We start from the raw sequence: 14,712 nt of genomic DNA, 5'->3' as shown, positions 1-14,712 counted from the left end.
GGCGTGGCGGGTGGCCCGGCATCCTGTCGATTGCCCACCCTTGCGACGTGCTGGCATCCCGATGGCGCCAAGCACACCGCAACCGCGCCAATCAATGCAATGACCCTTCAGTCATCGCTACCCCAAGGTCCAACCGCGCCCCGTCCATAGCCGATTCTGCAAGATCCGCAATGTGATCGCAGAGGCTCTCGATTCCGCCTAACAGGTTGGCGCTAACCCAAGGTTCCAGCGGTGCCGCCCCGGTACTCTCAGGTTCAGTCGCGCAGTTCCCCACAATCCGGGCGATGGCCCAGATGCCCTGGCAAGCCCGCTCAATCTTCCGAAGATCGGTAGACCGGATCGATACGCTCTCCGGATCATCCGGCGTGGCCCAGCGGTCAAGGGTGTAGGAATGGTGGCTCATTGCACGCTCCTTTGGGGTGTGAACTATGGCTGTGGCTGTTTGCTCCCTTGGCTTTCCGGCTGTCATCCCGGGCGATCATTGGTGTGATTGCAGGGCGAGTTTAGGCACAACGCACATTGGTGCCAGTGCTAACGGTGGCGTTTTCATCCCTTCCCAAGACGAGCGCTCAAAACAAAAAGGACCCCACAGGGTCCTTTTTCAATTATCAAGCCGCTTGCGGCAGGAAAAACCGATCCTTCAGCTCCTGCAACCCGATCCGATCCAGCATCTCCGTCAGCCTTTCCGCAGGCTTCCGACGCGGCAGATCCTTGTACTGCGCAATGATCAGCTCATTCTTCATCGAATGCTCCCACCCCACCAGCTCCGTCACGCTGACCTGGTACCCGTGCGCTTCCAGTTGCAAGCACCGCAGCACGTTCGTGATCTGGCTGCCGAATTCCCGCGTATGCAGCGGATGCCGCCAGATCTCCGCCAGCGGATCGGCCAGCGCCTTGGCCTTGTTCTTTCTCAGCACCGACGCCACTTCCGCCTGGCAGCAGGGCACGACCACGATGTACTTGGCCATTTTCTCCAGCGCGAAATGGATCGCGTCGTCGGTGGCGGTGTTGCAGGCGTGCAGGGCCGTGACCACGTCGATGGTCGCGGGCAGCTTGTCGGAGGTGATGGACTCGGCTACCGACAAATTCAGGAACGACATGCCGCCAAAGCCCAGGCGCTTGGCCAGTTCTTCGGATGACTTGACCAGTTCCTCGCGGGTTTCGATGCCGTAGATGTGCGAGCCGTTCTTCAGCGCGTCGGGCTGTTCCTTGAAGAACAGGTCATACAGGATGAAGCCCAGGTACGACTTGCCCGCGCCGTGGTCGGCCAGGGTGACGGCGCCGCGGTGTTGCTGGACGTCCTTGAGCAGCGGTTCGATGAACTGGAACAGGTGATAGACCTGCTTGAGCTTGCGGCGGCTGTCCTGGTTCATCTTGCCGTCGCGGGTCAGGATGTGCAGGGCCTTGAGCAGTTCGATCGACTGGCCGGGGCGGATGTCGTGGGTTTTGTCGGACATGGGGGTAAGGCAATGCGCCCCGCGTGGGGCGGGGCGCAGTGGAAGGCGGAAAGCGTCATTTTAACGAAACCGCTGACTCTCCGTCCGGCTGCCGACAGGGCGGGCCTGCTTGGCGTTGAGCCGTGCGCGGGTCGGCCGACTATCCGGCGGCTATCCGCCGGCAGCCGGCGCGACGGCGGCGCCGTCGATGCCATGGCGGGCCAGGGCTTGGGCCACGAAGCCGCTGCGTTTCATGTCTTCGACGAAGTCGGCCAGGACGCGCGCCGCCGCTTCGCCGCGCCCGCGCGGCAGGCCCATGGCCTGGCGGATGGTCATGAAGCTGCCGGGCAGCAGGCGCAGGCCGCCCAGGCGGCGGGCGTCGGCTTCCAGTTGCTGGCGCACGCCGGCGGCGACGTCGGTGCCGGTCTGCAGAAAGGTGTCGACCACGGTGGGCGAGGTGGCGGCGCGGGTGATGGCGGCGCGTTGCAGTTCGCGCGTCAGGTAGAGGTCGTAGGCGCTGCCCAGGCCGACGGTGACGCGGTGGCGCGGGGCGTCGACCTCGGCGATTTCGCGCAGGGGCGAATCGTTGCGCACCAGGTAGGCGCCTTCGATCAGGACGTAAGCGTCGGTGAAGGCGATGCCGGCGGCGCGCTTGGGGTCGATGGCGAAGAAGCCGATGTCGGCGGCGTCCTGGCCGACGGTGTCGACGGCCTTGCCGGCGCTGTCCAGGACGATGAGTTCCAGGGCCACGCCGAGCCGCTGCGCGAAGGCGCGGGCCAGGTCGACGGAGACGCCGGCGGCCGCGCCGCTGCCGTCGCGGGTGGCCAGGATGGGGTTGCCGAGGTTGATGGTGGCGCGCAGCGCGCCGGTGGGGGTGAAGGCCCTGACGATGTCGGCGGGGATGCTGGTGGCGCCGGAATGGGCGGGGGCGTTGGAAAGGGCGGCGGTACTGGAAAGCGCAGTCATGGTGGTGTTCGCGGAGGGCAGTGGGAGGTTCAAAGGCGGTTGCGGATGGCAGCCTGCCGTGGCGGAAGGCTCACAGGCGGCTGCGGACGGCTCAAGGCCATAGCGGATAGTTCACGAGGCGACAACGACGGCTGAAGGGTGATAGCAGATGGCTCTCTCCGTTTAGCCGCCAACTCACACGCTGTACCGCCCCGCACCCGGCGCACAGCACAGGTCGATCCGTTGCGGCTCCAGGTCATCCCCGAACCACGCATTGATCGCGGCGCGGCGCTCGCCGACATAGACCGGCGCGCCATCGGCGTCGAGCTTCATGCCCAGGTCATGGCCCGGCACCAGCAGCGTGCCGGGCCGCTTGCGCCACCATTCCCAGATGCGTTCCAGGCTGGCATGGCTGGCGGCGGCGTCGGCGGTGTCGACCACCTGGCCCGAGACCAGTTCGGCGCGGTTCTTGGCGGCGTCGCCGGTGAAGAGGATGGGCTGGCGCGGATCGTCGACGTAGAACAGCAGATGCCCGGGGGTATGGCCGGGCGCGGCGATGGCGGTGATGCCGGGCAGGAAGGCGTCGCCGTCGCCGATACGGCGCACGCGGTCCAGCCGGTCGAGTTCGCGCACGTACAGTTCGGGCAGCGGGTTGAAGCCGGGCGGTTGCGCGGCGGCCCATTCCATTTCCCGCGCGCCGATCCAGACGGTGGCGTTGGGGAACAGCGTGAAGTTGACGGCGTGGTCGTAGTGGGCGTGCGTGAGGACGACGTCGGTGATGTCGGCCGGCGCGACGCCGCAGGCGTCCAGGTGGCGGCCGAGCAGGTGGCGCACGCCGAACGCGCCGACGTCCACCAGGATCCTGTGGCGGTCCGAGCGCAGCAGGGTGCTGGTGCTCCAGCCCAGGCCGCCATGGCAGACGGCGCGGCCGGGGTAGCCCTGGATCAGGATATCGATCTGGTACATGGGGTCACTCCGCGGTGATGTGGGCTTCGCTGATCAGTTGGCGGTAGCGTTGCAGGTCGTCGCGCAACTGGCGCGTGAATTCCTCGGGCGTGCCGGCGATGATTTCGTTGCCGCCTTCGGTGGCCAGCTTGCGCACCACTTCCGGGTCCTTCACCGCCTGGACCACGGCGTCGTGCAGGGTGGCGATGATGCGCGGGTCGGTGCCGGCGGGCGCCAGCAGGCCCTGGAACTGGGTGATGACGAAGTCCTTGTAGCCGAGTTCCTGCATGGTGGGCAGGTCGGGCAGGCTGGAGGCGCGGCGCGGGCCGGTGACGGCGTAGGCGCGCAGCTTGCCGGACTGGATGTGCGGGGTGGCGGTGACGGTGGTGTCGAAGGTGAAGGACAGTTGTCCACCCAGCACGTCGGTCAGGGCCTGGGCGTTGCCCTTGTAGGGCACGTGCGTCAGTTGGGTGCCGGTGCGCAGGGCCAGCAGTTCGCCGGCCAGGTGGCCGCCGGCGCCCAGGCCGGCCGAGCCATAGGTGACGGCGCCGGGTTTCTTGCGGGCGGCGGCGAGCAGGTCGTCGATGCTGTGCGCGGGCGATTGCCGCGGCACCACCAGCGCGTACTGGTAGCTGGTGATCTGGCTGATCGGGGCGAAATCCTTCAGCGGGTCATAGGGCGTTTTCTTGTACAGCGACGGGTTGACCACTAGCGGGCCGCTGGCGTCCAGCAGCAGGGTGTAGCCGTCGGGCGCGGCCTTGGCGACGAAGTCGGTGCCGATCATGCCGTTGGCGCCGGGCTTGTTCTCGACCACGATGGTGCCCTGCAGGGTCTTGGCCATGCGGGCGGCGACCACGCGCGCGGTGATGTCGGCCGCGCCGCCGGCCACGTACGGCACGATCAGGCGGATCGGCTGGCTGGGATAGTCGGCGGCGCGGGCCAGCGGCGCGGCCAGGGTCGCCGCCAGGACCAGGGTGAGTCGGGCGATGTTCTTCATGTTGTCGGTCTCCTCCGGGATGCCGGCTCAGCCCTGGCCGGCGTGTTGGCGCAGCTGGGCCAGGACGTCCGCGGCCACTTCGATGCCGTGGGCGCGCTGGCGCGCCAGCTTGGCCAGTTCGATCTCGCCGGGCTGGATCACGGGGCGGGCCGGGTCGGCGGCCGGGCTGGCGTGCAGGATGGCGGCGAAGTCGTTCATGCGTTCGGCCAGCCATTGGGTCGAGCCCAGGCGGCGGGTGTCGATCAGCAGGAAGAAGTGGCCCAGGTTCTGCGGTTCGTCGGGCGCGTCGACCCAGGATTTGACGTGGGTGAGGTAGGCGGCGTTGGACAGCAGGCCGGCGAACAGGTCCACCATCAGCGCCAGGCCGTAGCCCTTGTGGCCGCCGATCGGCAGCAGGAAGCCGTCCAGCGCCTGCCTGGGATCGGTGGTCGGTTGGCCCTGGGCGTCGGTGGCCCAGGTGTCGGGGATGGCCTGGCCGGCCTTCAGGGCGTTGCGGATCTTGGCGCGGGCCACCACGCTCATGGCCATGTCGAGCAGGAAGTGCGCGCCGTCCGGATTCGGCACGGCAAAGCCGATGGGGCTGTTGCCGACGCGCGCGTCGGTGCCGCCCCAGGGGGCGATGGTGGTGGTGGCGTTGCTGCCGATGATGCTGGCGTAGCCGGCCTCGGCGGCGATCAGGCCGTAGGGCGAGATCGGGCCGAAATGGTTGCTCTGGCGGGCGAACGCCAGGCCCACGCCGCATTCGCTGGCGGCTTGCATGGCGGCGCGCAGCGCGTGCATGCCGACCAGCGGGCCGACGCCGTTGTCGCCATCGACGAGGCGCAGCGCGGGGGCGGGGCTGTCCACGCGGATGCGGGCCTGGCGGTTGATGCCGCCGACCTGCAGGCGCTCGCCGTACGATTCGATGCGCGACAGGCCGTGGGTGGACAGGCCGAACAGGTCGGCCAGCACCAGGATGTCGACCACGTCGACGGCGTCCTGGCGCGGCAGGCCCAGGCCTTCGAAGGCGCGCACGCCAAGCTCGCGCAGTTCGGTTTCCGGGACGAGGGGGGGGGAGCCAGCAGTGGCGGCCATGATCAGCAATCCTTGTGTGAGAAAAGAGGGGGACTTATTCGGCGGAAAGACGGGCGTCTTTCACCACCTGGCTCCAGCGGCGCTCTTCGGCGTCGATGAAGGCGGCGAATTCGGCCGGGCCGGCGCCGGAGGGATCGGCGGCGTCATGGGCCAGGCGCTGGCGCACGGCGTCGGTCCGCAGGGCGCGCTGGGCGGCGGCCTGCAGGCGCGAGATCGCTTCCTGCGGCGTGCCGGCCGGGGCCAGCAGGCCGAACCACTGCGAGCTTTCGAAGCCGGGGTAGCCCTGCTCGGCCACGGTGGGCACGTCCGGCAGGATCGGCAGGCGCTGGGCCGAGCCGACGGCCACGATCTTGATCTTGCCGGCCTGCGCATGCGGCAGCAGGCCAGGAATACCGGCCGCGGCGGCGTCGATGTTGCCGGCCAGCAGGTCGGTGACCTGGGCGCCGGTGCCCTTGTACGGCACGTGCACCACGTCGATGGCGGCGGCGGTCTTGAGCATTTCGAAGGCCAGGTGGCCGGCGCTGCCGTTGCCGGCCGAGCCGTAGTTCAGGACGCCCGGCTTGGCGCGCGCCAGCGCCACGAATTCGGGCAGGGTGGCGGCCGGCACCTTGGCGCCCACGGCGAACACCATGGGCAGCTTGGCCAGCAGGATGATCGGGGCGAAGTCGCGGCGCGGGTCATACGACAGGTTGGGCATCATGGTCGGGTTCACCGCGAGGGTGCCGACGTGGCCCAGGATCAGCGTGTAGCCATCGGGCCGGGCGCGCGCCGCTTCCACCGTGGCGATGCTGCCCTGGCCGCCGCCCTTGTTCTCGACGATGACCTGCTGGCCCAGGTCGCGCGACATCTCCACGGCGACGGCGCGCGCCACCACGTCGGAACTGCCGCCTGGGCCGTAGGGCACCAGCAGGCGGATGGGGCGTTGCGGCCAGGCGTCGGCGTGGGCCGAGAAGGGGGCGGACGACAACAAGGGGGCGGCGGTCAGCGCCAGCGCGGTGCGCAGGCAGGCTCTCCGTAGCGGATTCATGGGTGGGGTCTCCTGTTCGGGCCGCTATTGGTTGCGGCTGGGAGACATCGTGCCCCGCCCTCGGAATCGAGTAAAGTGCAAAAATTCGTTCAATTCTTGATGAAAACGCATGAATTTCGATCTTGCCGATCTGCGCGCCTTTCTGGCCGTGGCCGACCTGGGCAGTTTCCGCGCCGCGTCCGAGGCGCTGCACCTGTCGCAGTCGGCGCTGTCGCGCCGCGTGGACAAGCTGGAGGCGGCGCTGGGCGTGCAGCTGATGACGCGCACTACGCGCAAGGTCGAGCTGACCACCCTCGGCCGCGGCTTCGTGCCGCGTGCCCGCAGCGTGCTGAATGAGCTGGAGAGCGCGCTGGTCGGCATCCGCGACGTGGCCGAGCGGCTGTCGGGCATGGTGACGATTGCCTGCGTGCCGTCGGCGGTGGCGTATTTCCTGCCGGATGTGATCCGCGAATACCACGCCAGCTATCCGCGCATCCGCATCCGCATCATCGACGAGTCGTCCTCGCAGGTGCTGACGGCGGTGGCGCGCGGCGACGCGGATTTCGGGCTGACCTACATCGGCGCCAATGACGCGGAGATCGAGTTCAAGCCGCTGCTGGAAGAGCCGTTCGTGGCGGCGGTGAGCCGCAAGCATCCGCTGGCCAAACGCAAGTCGGTGGATTGGGCCGACCTGGAGGCGCATCCGTACATCACGCTGGCGCAGGGCAGCGGCAATCGTTTCCTGATGGACCAGGCGCTGGTGCACAGCGGCAGCCGGCCGCGCCATTTCTGCGAGGTGCAGCACGTGCCGGCGCTGGTCAGCATGGTGGAGGCGGGCCTGGGCGTGGGTGTGGTGCCGCGCCTGGCGATGCCGGATGAGGATCACGGCACGCTGGTCAGCGTGCCGCTGCGCAATCCCGCCGTGAGCCGCACGATCGGCCTGATCCATCCGCGCGGCAAGACCTTGAATCCGGTGGCGCGGCTGTTCTACGACCTGCTGTCGCAGCGGGTGGAGGCGCGGCAGAAGTAGGCGGGCGCGCGGTTCAACCGACACGCCGCTGCGTTGTCGGCCGCCTGCGGATGACGGGCATCAACCGCGAGCCGCAAAGCAGACAGGCCGCGAAAACGCGGCCTGTCCAGGTACTGCGCGGCGCGATGCGCGCGCGATCGTCAGACCTGCACGACCACCGGCTCGCCCAGGTTCAACATCAACCGGTTGGCCCACGCGAAGATCGCGTCCGAATGCAGCAGGTCCAGCACTTCGCCGTCGCTCAGGCCCACGTCCTTCAACGCCTGGATGCTGGCCGCATCCACCGAGGCCGGCGCGTCGGTGATCTGGATCGAGAACTTGCCGATCGCCAGCTCGCGCGCGGTGGTGCCGGCGGTGGCCGGATCCTCGAACACCTGCGCGATCACGTCGTTGCGCTTGGCCAGTTGCTCGAAGCGCTGCGCGTGCACCGAGGCGCAGTAGACGCAGCCGTTGACGCGCGACACCACGGTCGCGCCCAGTTCACGCTCGGCGCGCGACAGGCCGCCGGGCGCGTACATGATGGCGTTGAACGCGGTGGAGCGCTGGCGCAGGATCTCGGGCTGGTGCACCAGGAACAGGTAGTAATCCGAGACCTTGGCCTTGGGGTGGCTTTCTTCCAGGACCGCGATCTGCTCGGGCGTGGCGCTGTCGACCTGGACCACGTCCAGCCACGCCTTCCACTCCAGCACTTCGTTGGTGAAGCCGTGGGCCTTGATGACGGCGCCCGGTTCGGTGGCGGCGGTGTTGGCCGGGAAGGGCGCGGGCGGCGTGCCGGCCGCGGCGGGCTTGGCTTCCAGCGCCAGCATGGCCTGCAGGCCGGCGACGAGGCGCACCTGATACGACAGGAACGCCACCAGTTGCGACAGCGTGACCACGGCAGGCGTGGAGACGCCGGCGGCCGGCAGGGTCTTGAGCGCGGCTTCGTCGCCTTCGACGGGCTTTTCGATCAGCTTGCGCGTGAATTCCAGGATGGCGGCCAGGCGCGGGTCGGCGGCGTCCGCCGGCTTGCCGGACTCGGCCACCTGGATGTCGGCGGCGCTGGCGCCCGCTTCCACCAGGCGTTGGCGGTAGTGCGCGGCCAGCGCCGGCGACGGCGTCAGGCGCGCGGCGTACAGCGCGACCAGCAGGCGCTCGGCCAGCGTCAGGCCGGGCAGGGCCGGGTCGAACAGGGCGTCGTAGCTGCCCTGGGTGGCGGCGGCGACCTTGTCGCGCTGGTGGCGCACGGCGTAGGTGGCGCTGTCGGCCTTCAGGCCGACGAGCTGGTCCACCAGGTCGCGGGCGGCGTCATAGACGATGGGTGCTTGTGCCATTGAGAAAGTCTCCTTGGATGTCGTTCAGCCGGCGTTGCCGGGCGTGGCGGCCGCGCCGGCTTCGGCGCGGTTCGCGGACGGCGCGGCCTGGCCGCGCGCCTTGACCGCGGCGTCCAGGAACTTCAGCACGCCTTCCCACGATTGCTCGTCGGCGCGCGCGTTGTCCTTGGGGTTGCCGCCGCTGGTGCTGATCTTGCCCGACACGGGGTGGGCGTAGACCAGTTGCGTGGTGGGCACGTAGGGGAACAGGATCGAGTGGCCGCCGTTCTCGTAGTCCAGCCATTGGACCGGATACGGATGCTTCACCTCGGCCAGCTTGTCGCGCACCATCTTCGAGTACAGGCTGGACGGCCATGAGCCGTCGTCGGTGGCCGACAGCAGCATCACCGGGCCCTGGATGTCCTCGACCTTGATGCGGGCGCGGGCCACGGCGTCGGGGTCCTGCAGCGCGGTGAGGATGGCCTTTTCGTGGCGATGCGGCGCGGGGCCTTCGTCGAACGGCGCCCAGGTGGCGGTGCGGTTGTTTTCCCAGACGTGCGGCAGGGGCTTGCCGCCCAGCAGCCAGGTCGGGCCTTCGCGGCCGATCTTGGGATCGCAGGCGTTCTGGCCGCTGTGGACCACGGCGCCGGGCACGTAGGCCACGACCGCCGATACTTCCGTGGGGAAGGTGGCGCCCAGCAGCAGCACCAGTTCGCCGCCGCGCGACTGGCCGCTGATGGCGACGAAGTCGTGCCTGGGCTGGACCTTCTTGCGCAGCCAGCGCAGGCCGGTCTGGAAGTACTCCAGCGGCGTGTTGGAGATGTAGTCCGACAGGCCCGGCGCCTTGAAGTAGGCCAGGGCGAAGGCGGCGTAGCCGCGCGACGCATACAGCGCGGCGCGCGGTTCGTTGATGCCGCCGCCCGAGCCGTTCAAGATCAGGACGGCGGGATGCGAGCCGGGCGTGGCGCCGGGCGGCAGGTAGAGCGTGCCGACCAGGCCTTCCTCGCGCACGTCCTGGCGGGTGACGCCTTCGGCCGCCAGGCGCTGGGTGAAGCGCGCCACGCTCTGGGCGCCGGCCACGCGCGCCACTACTTCGGTGACCAGCGGCTCGCTGACCGGGTGGTTGAAGTGCTCGCGGCTGGGCGAGTCCACGGGCGATTGCGACCACACCAGGCCCATGGGCGAGAGGCCGCTATAGTCGCCCGAGACGGGCGCGTCGCGCGTCAGGTCGACCACGCCGTCCTCGCCCGCGACGAAGGCGGCGTGGCTTTGCCACAGCACGCCGTTGCGGCGGGTGAGGGCGGTGATCTCCACCGTCTGGCCGGGCGCGACGTGCTCCACCCGGATCTGGCGGGGCACGTCGATGAGCGCGTCGGCGGGTTGGATGCTCAGGGTAGGAACCATGATGCGCGCCTTACTTGGCCGAGTCCTTGGTGACCATCATGGCGGCGGTGCGGTCGCTGGTCATGGGGGTGACCTTCAGGCCCTTCTTGGCGGCCCAGATGTTCTTGTAGTGGTACAGCGGGATGATGCCGACGTCGTCGGACACCAGCTTGACCGAGTCGCGCAGGATGGCTTCACGCTTGGCCACGTCGAATTCCGAGGTGGACTGGTCCAGCGCGGCGTCGACCTTGGGGTTGCTGTAGTGGCCCCAGTTGGAGGCGCCCAGGCCCTTCTTGGCATCGACGGTGGCCAGGATGTTGACCAGCGCGTAGCTGGCTTCGCCCGTGCCGTTGCCCCAGGCCAGCATGCTGACCGCGAATTCGTTCTTGTTGGCGCGGCCCGAGTACACGGCCCATGGCACCACTTCCACTTGCGTCTTGACGCCGATGCGGGTCCAGAACTGCGCCACCGCCTGGGCCGTTTCCGGGCCTTGCGGGTAGCGGTCGTTGGGCACGTGCATGGTCAGCTTGAAGCCGTCAGGGAAACCGGCTTCGGCCAGCAGCTTCTTGGCCTTTTCGACGTCGTTGGGGATGTCCTTGACGTCGGGGTTGTAGCCGAAGGTGCCCTTGGGCATCCACTGGTTGGCTTCGGTGGCGGCGCCCTGCAGGATGCGGTCGGCGATGGCCTTGCGGTTGATCGCCAGGTTCAGCGCCTGGCGCACGCGCACGTCCAGTAGCGGGTTCTTGTCCAGCGGCTTGCCGTTGTTGTCGGTGATGTACTGATTCGGCGCGGGGTTGAAGCTGGGCTGCAGGATCATGACGCGCAGGCCGTCGTACGGGTAGACCGAGATGTTGGCGGCCTTCTGCAGCTTGGCCAGGTCGGACACCGACACCTTGTCGATCACGTCGACGTCGCCGGCCAGCAGCGCGGCGGTGCGGGCGGCGGCGTTGTTGATGTAGCGGTAGTTGACCTTGTCCCAGGTGGCCTTCTCGCCCCAGTAGCCGTCGTTGCGTTCCATGATGACGCGGTCGCCGGGGGTGTAGGACACGAACTTGTAGGGGCCGGTGCCGACCATGGCCTTGCCCGAGTTATAGTCCTCGGTGGTGGACTTCTCGCCGACGTGCTTGCTGACCACGTGCACCGACGCCAGGTTCAGCGGCAGGTCGGGGTTGGGGGCCTTGGTCTTGACGATCAGGGTCAGCGGGTCCTTGGCGGTCATCGTGTCGATGGTGCGCAGGTAGCCGGCGTAGGTGGCGACGCTGCCGGGCACGGCGCGGGCGCGGGTGTACGAGTAGATCAGGTCGTCGGCGGTGAACGGCGTGCCGTCCTGCCACTTGACGCCTTCGCGCAGCTTGAATTCCCAGGTGGTGCTGTCCAGCGGCTTCCAGCTCACGGCCAGGCCGGGCTGAAGCTTGTTCCACTTGTTCTCGATCAGCAGGTCCCAGAAGTGCAGGGCCACCGAGCGGTCGCCGGCGTGGTTGTTCAGTTGCGGGTCGAGCGAGGACAGCGGATCGGCAAAGCCGATCGACAGGTTGTCGGCCGAGGCCGCGGCGGACGCGCCCAGGATGGCGGCGGTCAGGGTCGAGAGAATCAGGCGTTTCATGTTCGGGGTCCTTGGTGAGGGGGAACTTCTTTCAGGCCATGTCGTTCAGGTGACAGGCGCTCAGGTGGTTGATGGCGATTCCCTTCAGGGTGGGAACCTCGGTTTTGCAGCGCGCCATCGCATGCGGACAGCGCGGGTGGAAGTGGCAGCCGCCGGGCGGATTGAGCGGGCTGGGAATCTCTCCCTTGATGGCGGTGAAGGTCTTGTGGCGCGATTTCAGGTTGGGGATCTCGGCCAGCAGCGCCTGGGTGTACGGATGGTTGGGGCGGCGAAAGACCTCGTCCACCGGCGCCGTCTCGACCACGCGGCCCAGGTACATGATGACCACGCGGTCCGACAGGTGCTCGACCACGCCCAGGTCATGGCTGATGAACAGGTACGTCAGGTTGAGCTGTTCGCGCAGGTCCATGAACAGATTCAGGATCTGCGCCTGGATCGACACGTCCAGCGCGGCCACGGCCTCGTCGCACACCAGCATCGACGGCTGCACCGCCAGGGCGCGGGCGATGCCGATGCGCTGGCGCTGGCCGCCGCTGAACTGGTGCGGATAGCGCTGGCGCAGGGCCGGGTCGAGGCCGGCGCGTTGCAGTTGCGCGCTGACGTAGTCGTCGAAGTCGCCGTTGCCGACCAGGCCGTGGATGCGCGCCGCCTCGCCGACGATCTCGTCCACGCGCAGGCGCGGGTTCAGGCTCGCGTACGGGTCCTGGAAGATCATCTGCACCTTCAGGCGCGCGGCGTGGGCCTGGGCCGGCGTCATGTCGGCCGGGCGCTGGCCGTTGATCAGCACCTCGCCGCCGGACGGCGTCAGCAGGCCGGCCGCGATGCGGCCCAGGGTGGACTTGCCGCAGCCGGACTCGCCGACCAGGCCGACCACTTCGCCGGGGCGCACCAGCAGGTCCACACGATCGACGGCGCGGGTGATGGCGGGCGGCTTGGACAGGCCCAGGCGCTGCAAGGCGCGGCCGGCGGCGCCGACGGGGCGTTCGCCAAAGCGCTTGCTGACTTGGCGCAGGTCGATGAGCGGGGTGGCGCCGTCGCGGGTATCCGGAATCGTCGTCTGGCTCATGCCGTCACCTCGCCCCGTTGGCGCGACGGATGAAAGCAGCGCACCTGGTGGCCGGGCAGCACGTCGGAGATGGCGGGCTGCTGGCCGCATTGCGCCGTGGCGCGCGCGCAGCGCGCCGCGAAGGCACAGCCGGCGGGCAGGGTGAGCAGGTTGGGTGTCATGCCGGGAATCTGGCGCAGGCGTTGGCCGCGCTGGTTGTTGCTGGGCAGGCTGTCGATCAGGCCCACCGTGTAGGGATGCTGCGGACGGTCGAGCACGTCGTCGACCTTGCCGTGTTCGACAATGCGGCCGGCGTACATCACCGCCACGTCGTCGGCCAGGCCCGCCACCACCGACAGGTCGTGGGTGATCCAGATGAGGCTGGTGCCGTGCTGCTGCGCCAGCTTCTGCACTTCGGACAGGATCTGCGCCTGGATGGTGACGTCCAGCGCCGTGGTCGGCTCGTCGGCGATGATGAGGTCGGGCCGGTGCAGCATGGCGATGGCGATCGCCACGCGCTGGCGCATGCCGCCGGACAACTGGTGCGGATACGCCAGCAGCCGTTCTTCCGGGCTGGGAATGCCCATCATGCCGAGCGTGTCGCGGGCCAGCTCGCGTGCCTGCGCCTTGCTCATGCTGTTGTGGGCGCGCACCGTTTCGATCATCTGCACGTCGACCCGCAGCACCGGGTTCAACGTCATCATCGGATCCTGGAAGATCATGGCGATGCGGTTGCCCTGCAGCTTGCGCAGCTCGCGCGGGGCCAGCTGGGTAAGGTCGCGGCCCTGGAACAGCACCTGGCCGCCGACCACGCGGCCGGGGGCGTCCACCAGGCCCATGATCGAAAAGCCGGTGACGGATTTGCCCGAGCCGGACTCGCCGACCAGGCCCAGGATCTTGCCGCGTTCGAGCGTGAACGACACGTCGTCCACGGCGGGCAGGGTGCCGGCGCGAGTGAAGAAGTGGGTGCGCAGGTTGCGCACTTCCAGGGTCGGCGCGTTGGCGGCGGCCGGCGCCGCGACGGGACGGGCGGCGCTCATTTGTGGGTCCTCGGGTTCAGCACGTCGCGCAGGCGGTCGCCCACCAGGTTGATGGCGACGATGGTGATCAGCAGCGCGATGCCGGGGTAGAAACTGATCCAGTATTCGCCGGACAGCATGTATTGGAAGCCGTTGGAGATCAGCAGCCCCAGTGACGGCTCGGTCACGGGCACGCCCAGGCCCAGGAAGCTCAGCGTGGCTTCGAGCGTGATGGCGCGCGCGATCTGCAGGGTGCCGATGACGATCAGCGGCGGCAGGCAGTTGGGCAGGATGTGCTTGAGCATGATCCGCCAGTTGGGGATGTCCAGGCAGCGCGCCGCCTCGACGTATTCGCGGCGGCGCTCGACCAGGGCCTGGCCGCGCGCGGTGCGGGCGTAGTAGGCCCATTCCAGGATCACCAGCGTCAGCACCACGTTGCCCACGCCCTTGCCCAGGTAGGCCAGGATCATCATGGCCACCAGGATCGACGGGAACGACAGGATCAGGTCCACCAGCCGCATGATCAGCGCGTCGACCTTGCCGCCGGCATACGCCGCCAGCAGGCCCAGCAGCGTGCCGATAATGCCGGCAATCAGCGCCGAGCCCACGCCCACCATCAGGCTGATGCGCAGGCCGTACAGGATGCCCGACAGCAGGTCGCGGCCCTGGCCGTCGGTGCCGAGCCAATAGTGGAAGGTGTTCAGGCCGTTCATCGTGCCCGGCGCCAGGCGCGCGTCCAGCACGTCGATCTGCAGCAGGTCGTAGGGGTTCTGCGGCGAGATCCACGGCGCCAGGATGGCGGCCAGGATCAGCAGGGTGGCGATCACCAGCCCGAACACCGCCGTCTTGGACGACAGGAATTCCAGCAGGTTGCGGCGCCAGGGCGATTCGCGCTTCAGCGCGGGGGCGGCGGTTTGCATGGCATTTGCCTGGGGAGTGT

The 14,712-nt window shown here is 68.6% G+C and carries 14 protein-coding genes; 1 reads left to right on the top strand and 13 read right to left on the bottom strand.

What is annotated here, in order from left to right; translation table 11 throughout:
• Positions 1-91 precede the first annotated feature (91 nt).
• From ACVN9Z_RS24180 to ACVN9Z_RS24150, 7 genes are all read right to left on the bottom strand, one after another.
• Entirely contained in the window at positions 92-403 is a 312-nt protein-coding gene (locus ACVN9Z_RS24180; RefSeq protein ID WP_458212738.1) for a hypothetical protein, read from the bottom strand.
• Positions 404-608: 205 nt separating this feature from the next.
• Positions 609-1,457 (bottom strand): class I SAM-dependent methyltransferase, encoded by an 849-nt coding sequence (locus ACVN9Z_RS24175; RefSeq protein ID WP_458212737.1) that lies wholly within the window; start codon positions 1,455-1,457, stop codon positions 609-611.
• Positions 1,458-1,607: 150 nt separating this feature from the next.
• Positions 1,608-2,402 (bottom strand): transporter substrate-binding domain-containing protein, encoded by a 795-nt coding sequence (locus ACVN9Z_RS24170; RefSeq protein WP_240294710.1) that lies wholly within the window; start codon positions 2,400-2,402, stop codon positions 1,608-1,610.
• A 174-nt stretch (positions 2,403-2,576) separates the two neighbouring features.
• Positions 2,577-3,347, bottom strand: coding sequence for an MBL fold metallo-hydrolase (locus ACVN9Z_RS24165; protein ID WP_049073321.1), 771 nt, complete (start codon positions 3,345-3,347; stop codon positions 2,577-2,579).
• 4 nt (positions 3,348-3,351) lie between these two features.
• A complete protein-coding gene (locus ACVN9Z_RS24160) occupies positions 3,352-4,323 on the bottom strand; it encodes a Bug family tripartite tricarboxylate transporter substrate binding protein (RefSeq protein ID WP_054498768.1) in 972 nt (323 codons plus the stop codon).
• Between the two features lie 27 nt (positions 4,324-4,350).
• The gene (locus tag ACVN9Z_RS24155) at positions 4,351-5,397 is read right to left on the bottom strand and encodes an Ldh family oxidoreductase (RefSeq protein WP_458212736.1); all 1,047 of its coding nucleotides are present in this window, start codon (positions 5,395-5,397) and stop codon (positions 4,351-4,353) included.
• 34 nt (positions 5,398-5,431) lie between these two features.
• Entirely contained in the window at positions 5,432-6,424 is a 993-nt protein-coding gene (locus ACVN9Z_RS24150; RefSeq protein ID WP_458212735.1) for a Bug family tripartite tricarboxylate transporter substrate binding protein, read from the bottom strand.
• 109 nt (positions 6,425-6,533) lie between these two features.
• Between ACVN9Z_RS24150 and ACVN9Z_RS24145 the strand changes: the two genes are divergently transcribed.
• The gene (locus tag ACVN9Z_RS24145; RefSeq protein WP_006387054.1) at positions 6,534-7,433 is read left to right on the top strand and encodes a LysR family transcriptional regulator; all 900 of its coding nucleotides are present in this window, start codon (positions 6,534-6,536) and stop codon (positions 7,431-7,433) included.
• Between the two features lie 140 nt (positions 7,434-7,573).
• Here the strand turns inward: ACVN9Z_RS24145 and ACVN9Z_RS24140 are convergent, their stop codons facing one another.
• Genes ACVN9Z_RS24140 through ACVN9Z_RS24115 form a run of 6 tightly spaced genes read right to left on the bottom strand, consistent with a single transcriptional unit; the run spans position 7,574 to position 14,692 of the window.
• Complete coding sequence (locus ACVN9Z_RS24140; RefSeq protein WP_458212734.1) at positions 7,574-8,743, bottom strand: CMD domain protein; 1,170 nt, start codon at positions 8,741-8,743, stop codon at positions 7,574-7,576.
• A gap of 24 nt (positions 8,744-8,767) precedes the next feature.
• On the bottom strand, positions 8,768-10,126 hold the full coding sequence (locus ACVN9Z_RS24135) for an acyl-CoA thioester hydrolase/BAAT C-terminal domain-containing protein (RefSeq protein WP_458212733.1): 1,359 nt from the start codon (positions 10,124-10,126) through the stop codon (positions 8,768-8,770).
• Positions 10,127-10,136: 10 nt separating this feature from the next.
• Positions 10,137-11,708 carry an ABC transporter substrate-binding protein gene (locus ACVN9Z_RS24130; RefSeq protein WP_006387057.1) on the bottom strand — a complete coding sequence of 524 codons (1,572 nt, stop codon included), beginning with the start codon at positions 11,706-11,708 and terminating at the stop codon, positions 10,137-10,139.
• 31 nt (positions 11,709-11,739) lie between these two features.
• Positions 11,740-12,774 (bottom strand): ABC transporter ATP-binding protein, encoded by a 1,035-nt coding sequence (locus ACVN9Z_RS24125; protein WP_006387058.1) that lies wholly within the window; start codon positions 12,772-12,774, stop codon positions 11,740-11,742.
• Positions 12,771-13,793, bottom strand: coding sequence for an ABC transporter ATP-binding protein (locus tag ACVN9Z_RS24120; RefSeq protein ID WP_241076487.1), 1,023 nt, complete (start codon positions 13,791-13,793; stop codon positions 12,771-12,773). The genes ACVN9Z_RS24125 and ACVN9Z_RS24120 overlap by 4 nt, the downstream gene beginning before the upstream one ends.
• Complete coding sequence (locus tag ACVN9Z_RS24115; RefSeq protein WP_024069310.1) at positions 13,790-14,692, bottom strand: ABC transporter permease; 903 nt, start codon at positions 14,690-14,692, stop codon at positions 13,790-13,792. The genes ACVN9Z_RS24120 and ACVN9Z_RS24115 overlap by 4 nt, the downstream gene beginning before the upstream one ends.
• Positions 14,693-14,712 lie beyond the last annotated feature (20 nt).

The organism is Achromobacter sp. KK8, assembly GCF_054188005.1.
This window is presented reverse-complemented; position numbering and strand designations above follow the sequence as displayed.

Bases quoted from the DNA above. Each gene is read 5' to 3' on its own strand.
- ACVN9Z_RS24180 (WP_458212738.1), bottom strand. From the start codon at position 403: ATGAGCCACCATTCCTACACCCTTGACCGCTGGGCCACGCCGGATGAT.
- ACVN9Z_RS24175 (WP_458212737.1), bottom strand. From the start codon at position 1,457: ATGTCCGACAAAACCCACGACATCCGCCCCGGCCAGTCGATCGAACTG.
- ACVN9Z_RS24170 (WP_240294710.1), bottom strand. From the start codon at position 2,402: ATGACTGCGCTTTCCAGTACCGCCGCCCTTTCCAACGCCCCCGCCCAT.
- ACVN9Z_RS24165 (WP_049073321.1), bottom strand. From the start codon at position 3,347: ATGTACCAGATCGATATCCTGATCCAGGGCTACCCCGGCCGCGCCGTC.
- ACVN9Z_RS24160 (WP_054498768.1), bottom strand. From the start codon at position 4,323: ATGAAGAACATCGCCCGACTCACCCTGGTCCTGGCGGCGACCCTGGCC.
- ACVN9Z_RS24155 (WP_458212736.1), bottom strand. From the start codon at position 5,397: ATGGCCGCCACTGCTGGCTCCCCCCCCCTCGTCCCGGAAACCGAACTG.
- ACVN9Z_RS24150 (WP_458212735.1), bottom strand. From the start codon at position 6,424: ATGAATCCGCTACGGAGAGCCTGCCTGCGCACCGCGCTGGCGCTGACC.
- ACVN9Z_RS24145 (WP_006387054.1), top strand. From the start codon at position 6,534: ATGAATTTCGATCTTGCCGATCTGCGCGCCTTTCTGGCCGTGGCCGAC.
- ACVN9Z_RS24140 (WP_458212734.1), bottom strand. From the start codon at position 8,743: ATGGCACAAGCACCCATCGTCTATGACGCCGCCCGCGACCTGGTGGAC.
- ACVN9Z_RS24135 (WP_458212733.1), bottom strand. From the start codon at position 10,126: ATGGTTCCTACCCTGAGCATCCAACCCGCCGACGCGCTCATCGACGTG.
- ACVN9Z_RS24130 (WP_006387057.1), bottom strand. From the start codon at position 11,708: ATGAAACGCCTGATTCTCTCGACCCTGACCGCCGCCATCCTGGGCGCG.
- ACVN9Z_RS24125 (WP_006387058.1), bottom strand. From the start codon at position 12,774: ATGAGCCAGACGACGATTCCGGATACCCGCGACGGCGCCACCCCGCTC.
- ACVN9Z_RS24120 (WP_241076487.1), bottom strand. From the start codon at position 13,793: ATGAGCGCCGCCCGTCCCGTCGCGGCGCCGGCCGCCGCCAACGCGCCG.
- ACVN9Z_RS24115 (WP_024069310.1), bottom strand. From the start codon at position 14,692: ATGCAAACCGCCGCCCCCGCGCTGAAGCGCGAATCGCCCTGGCGCCGC.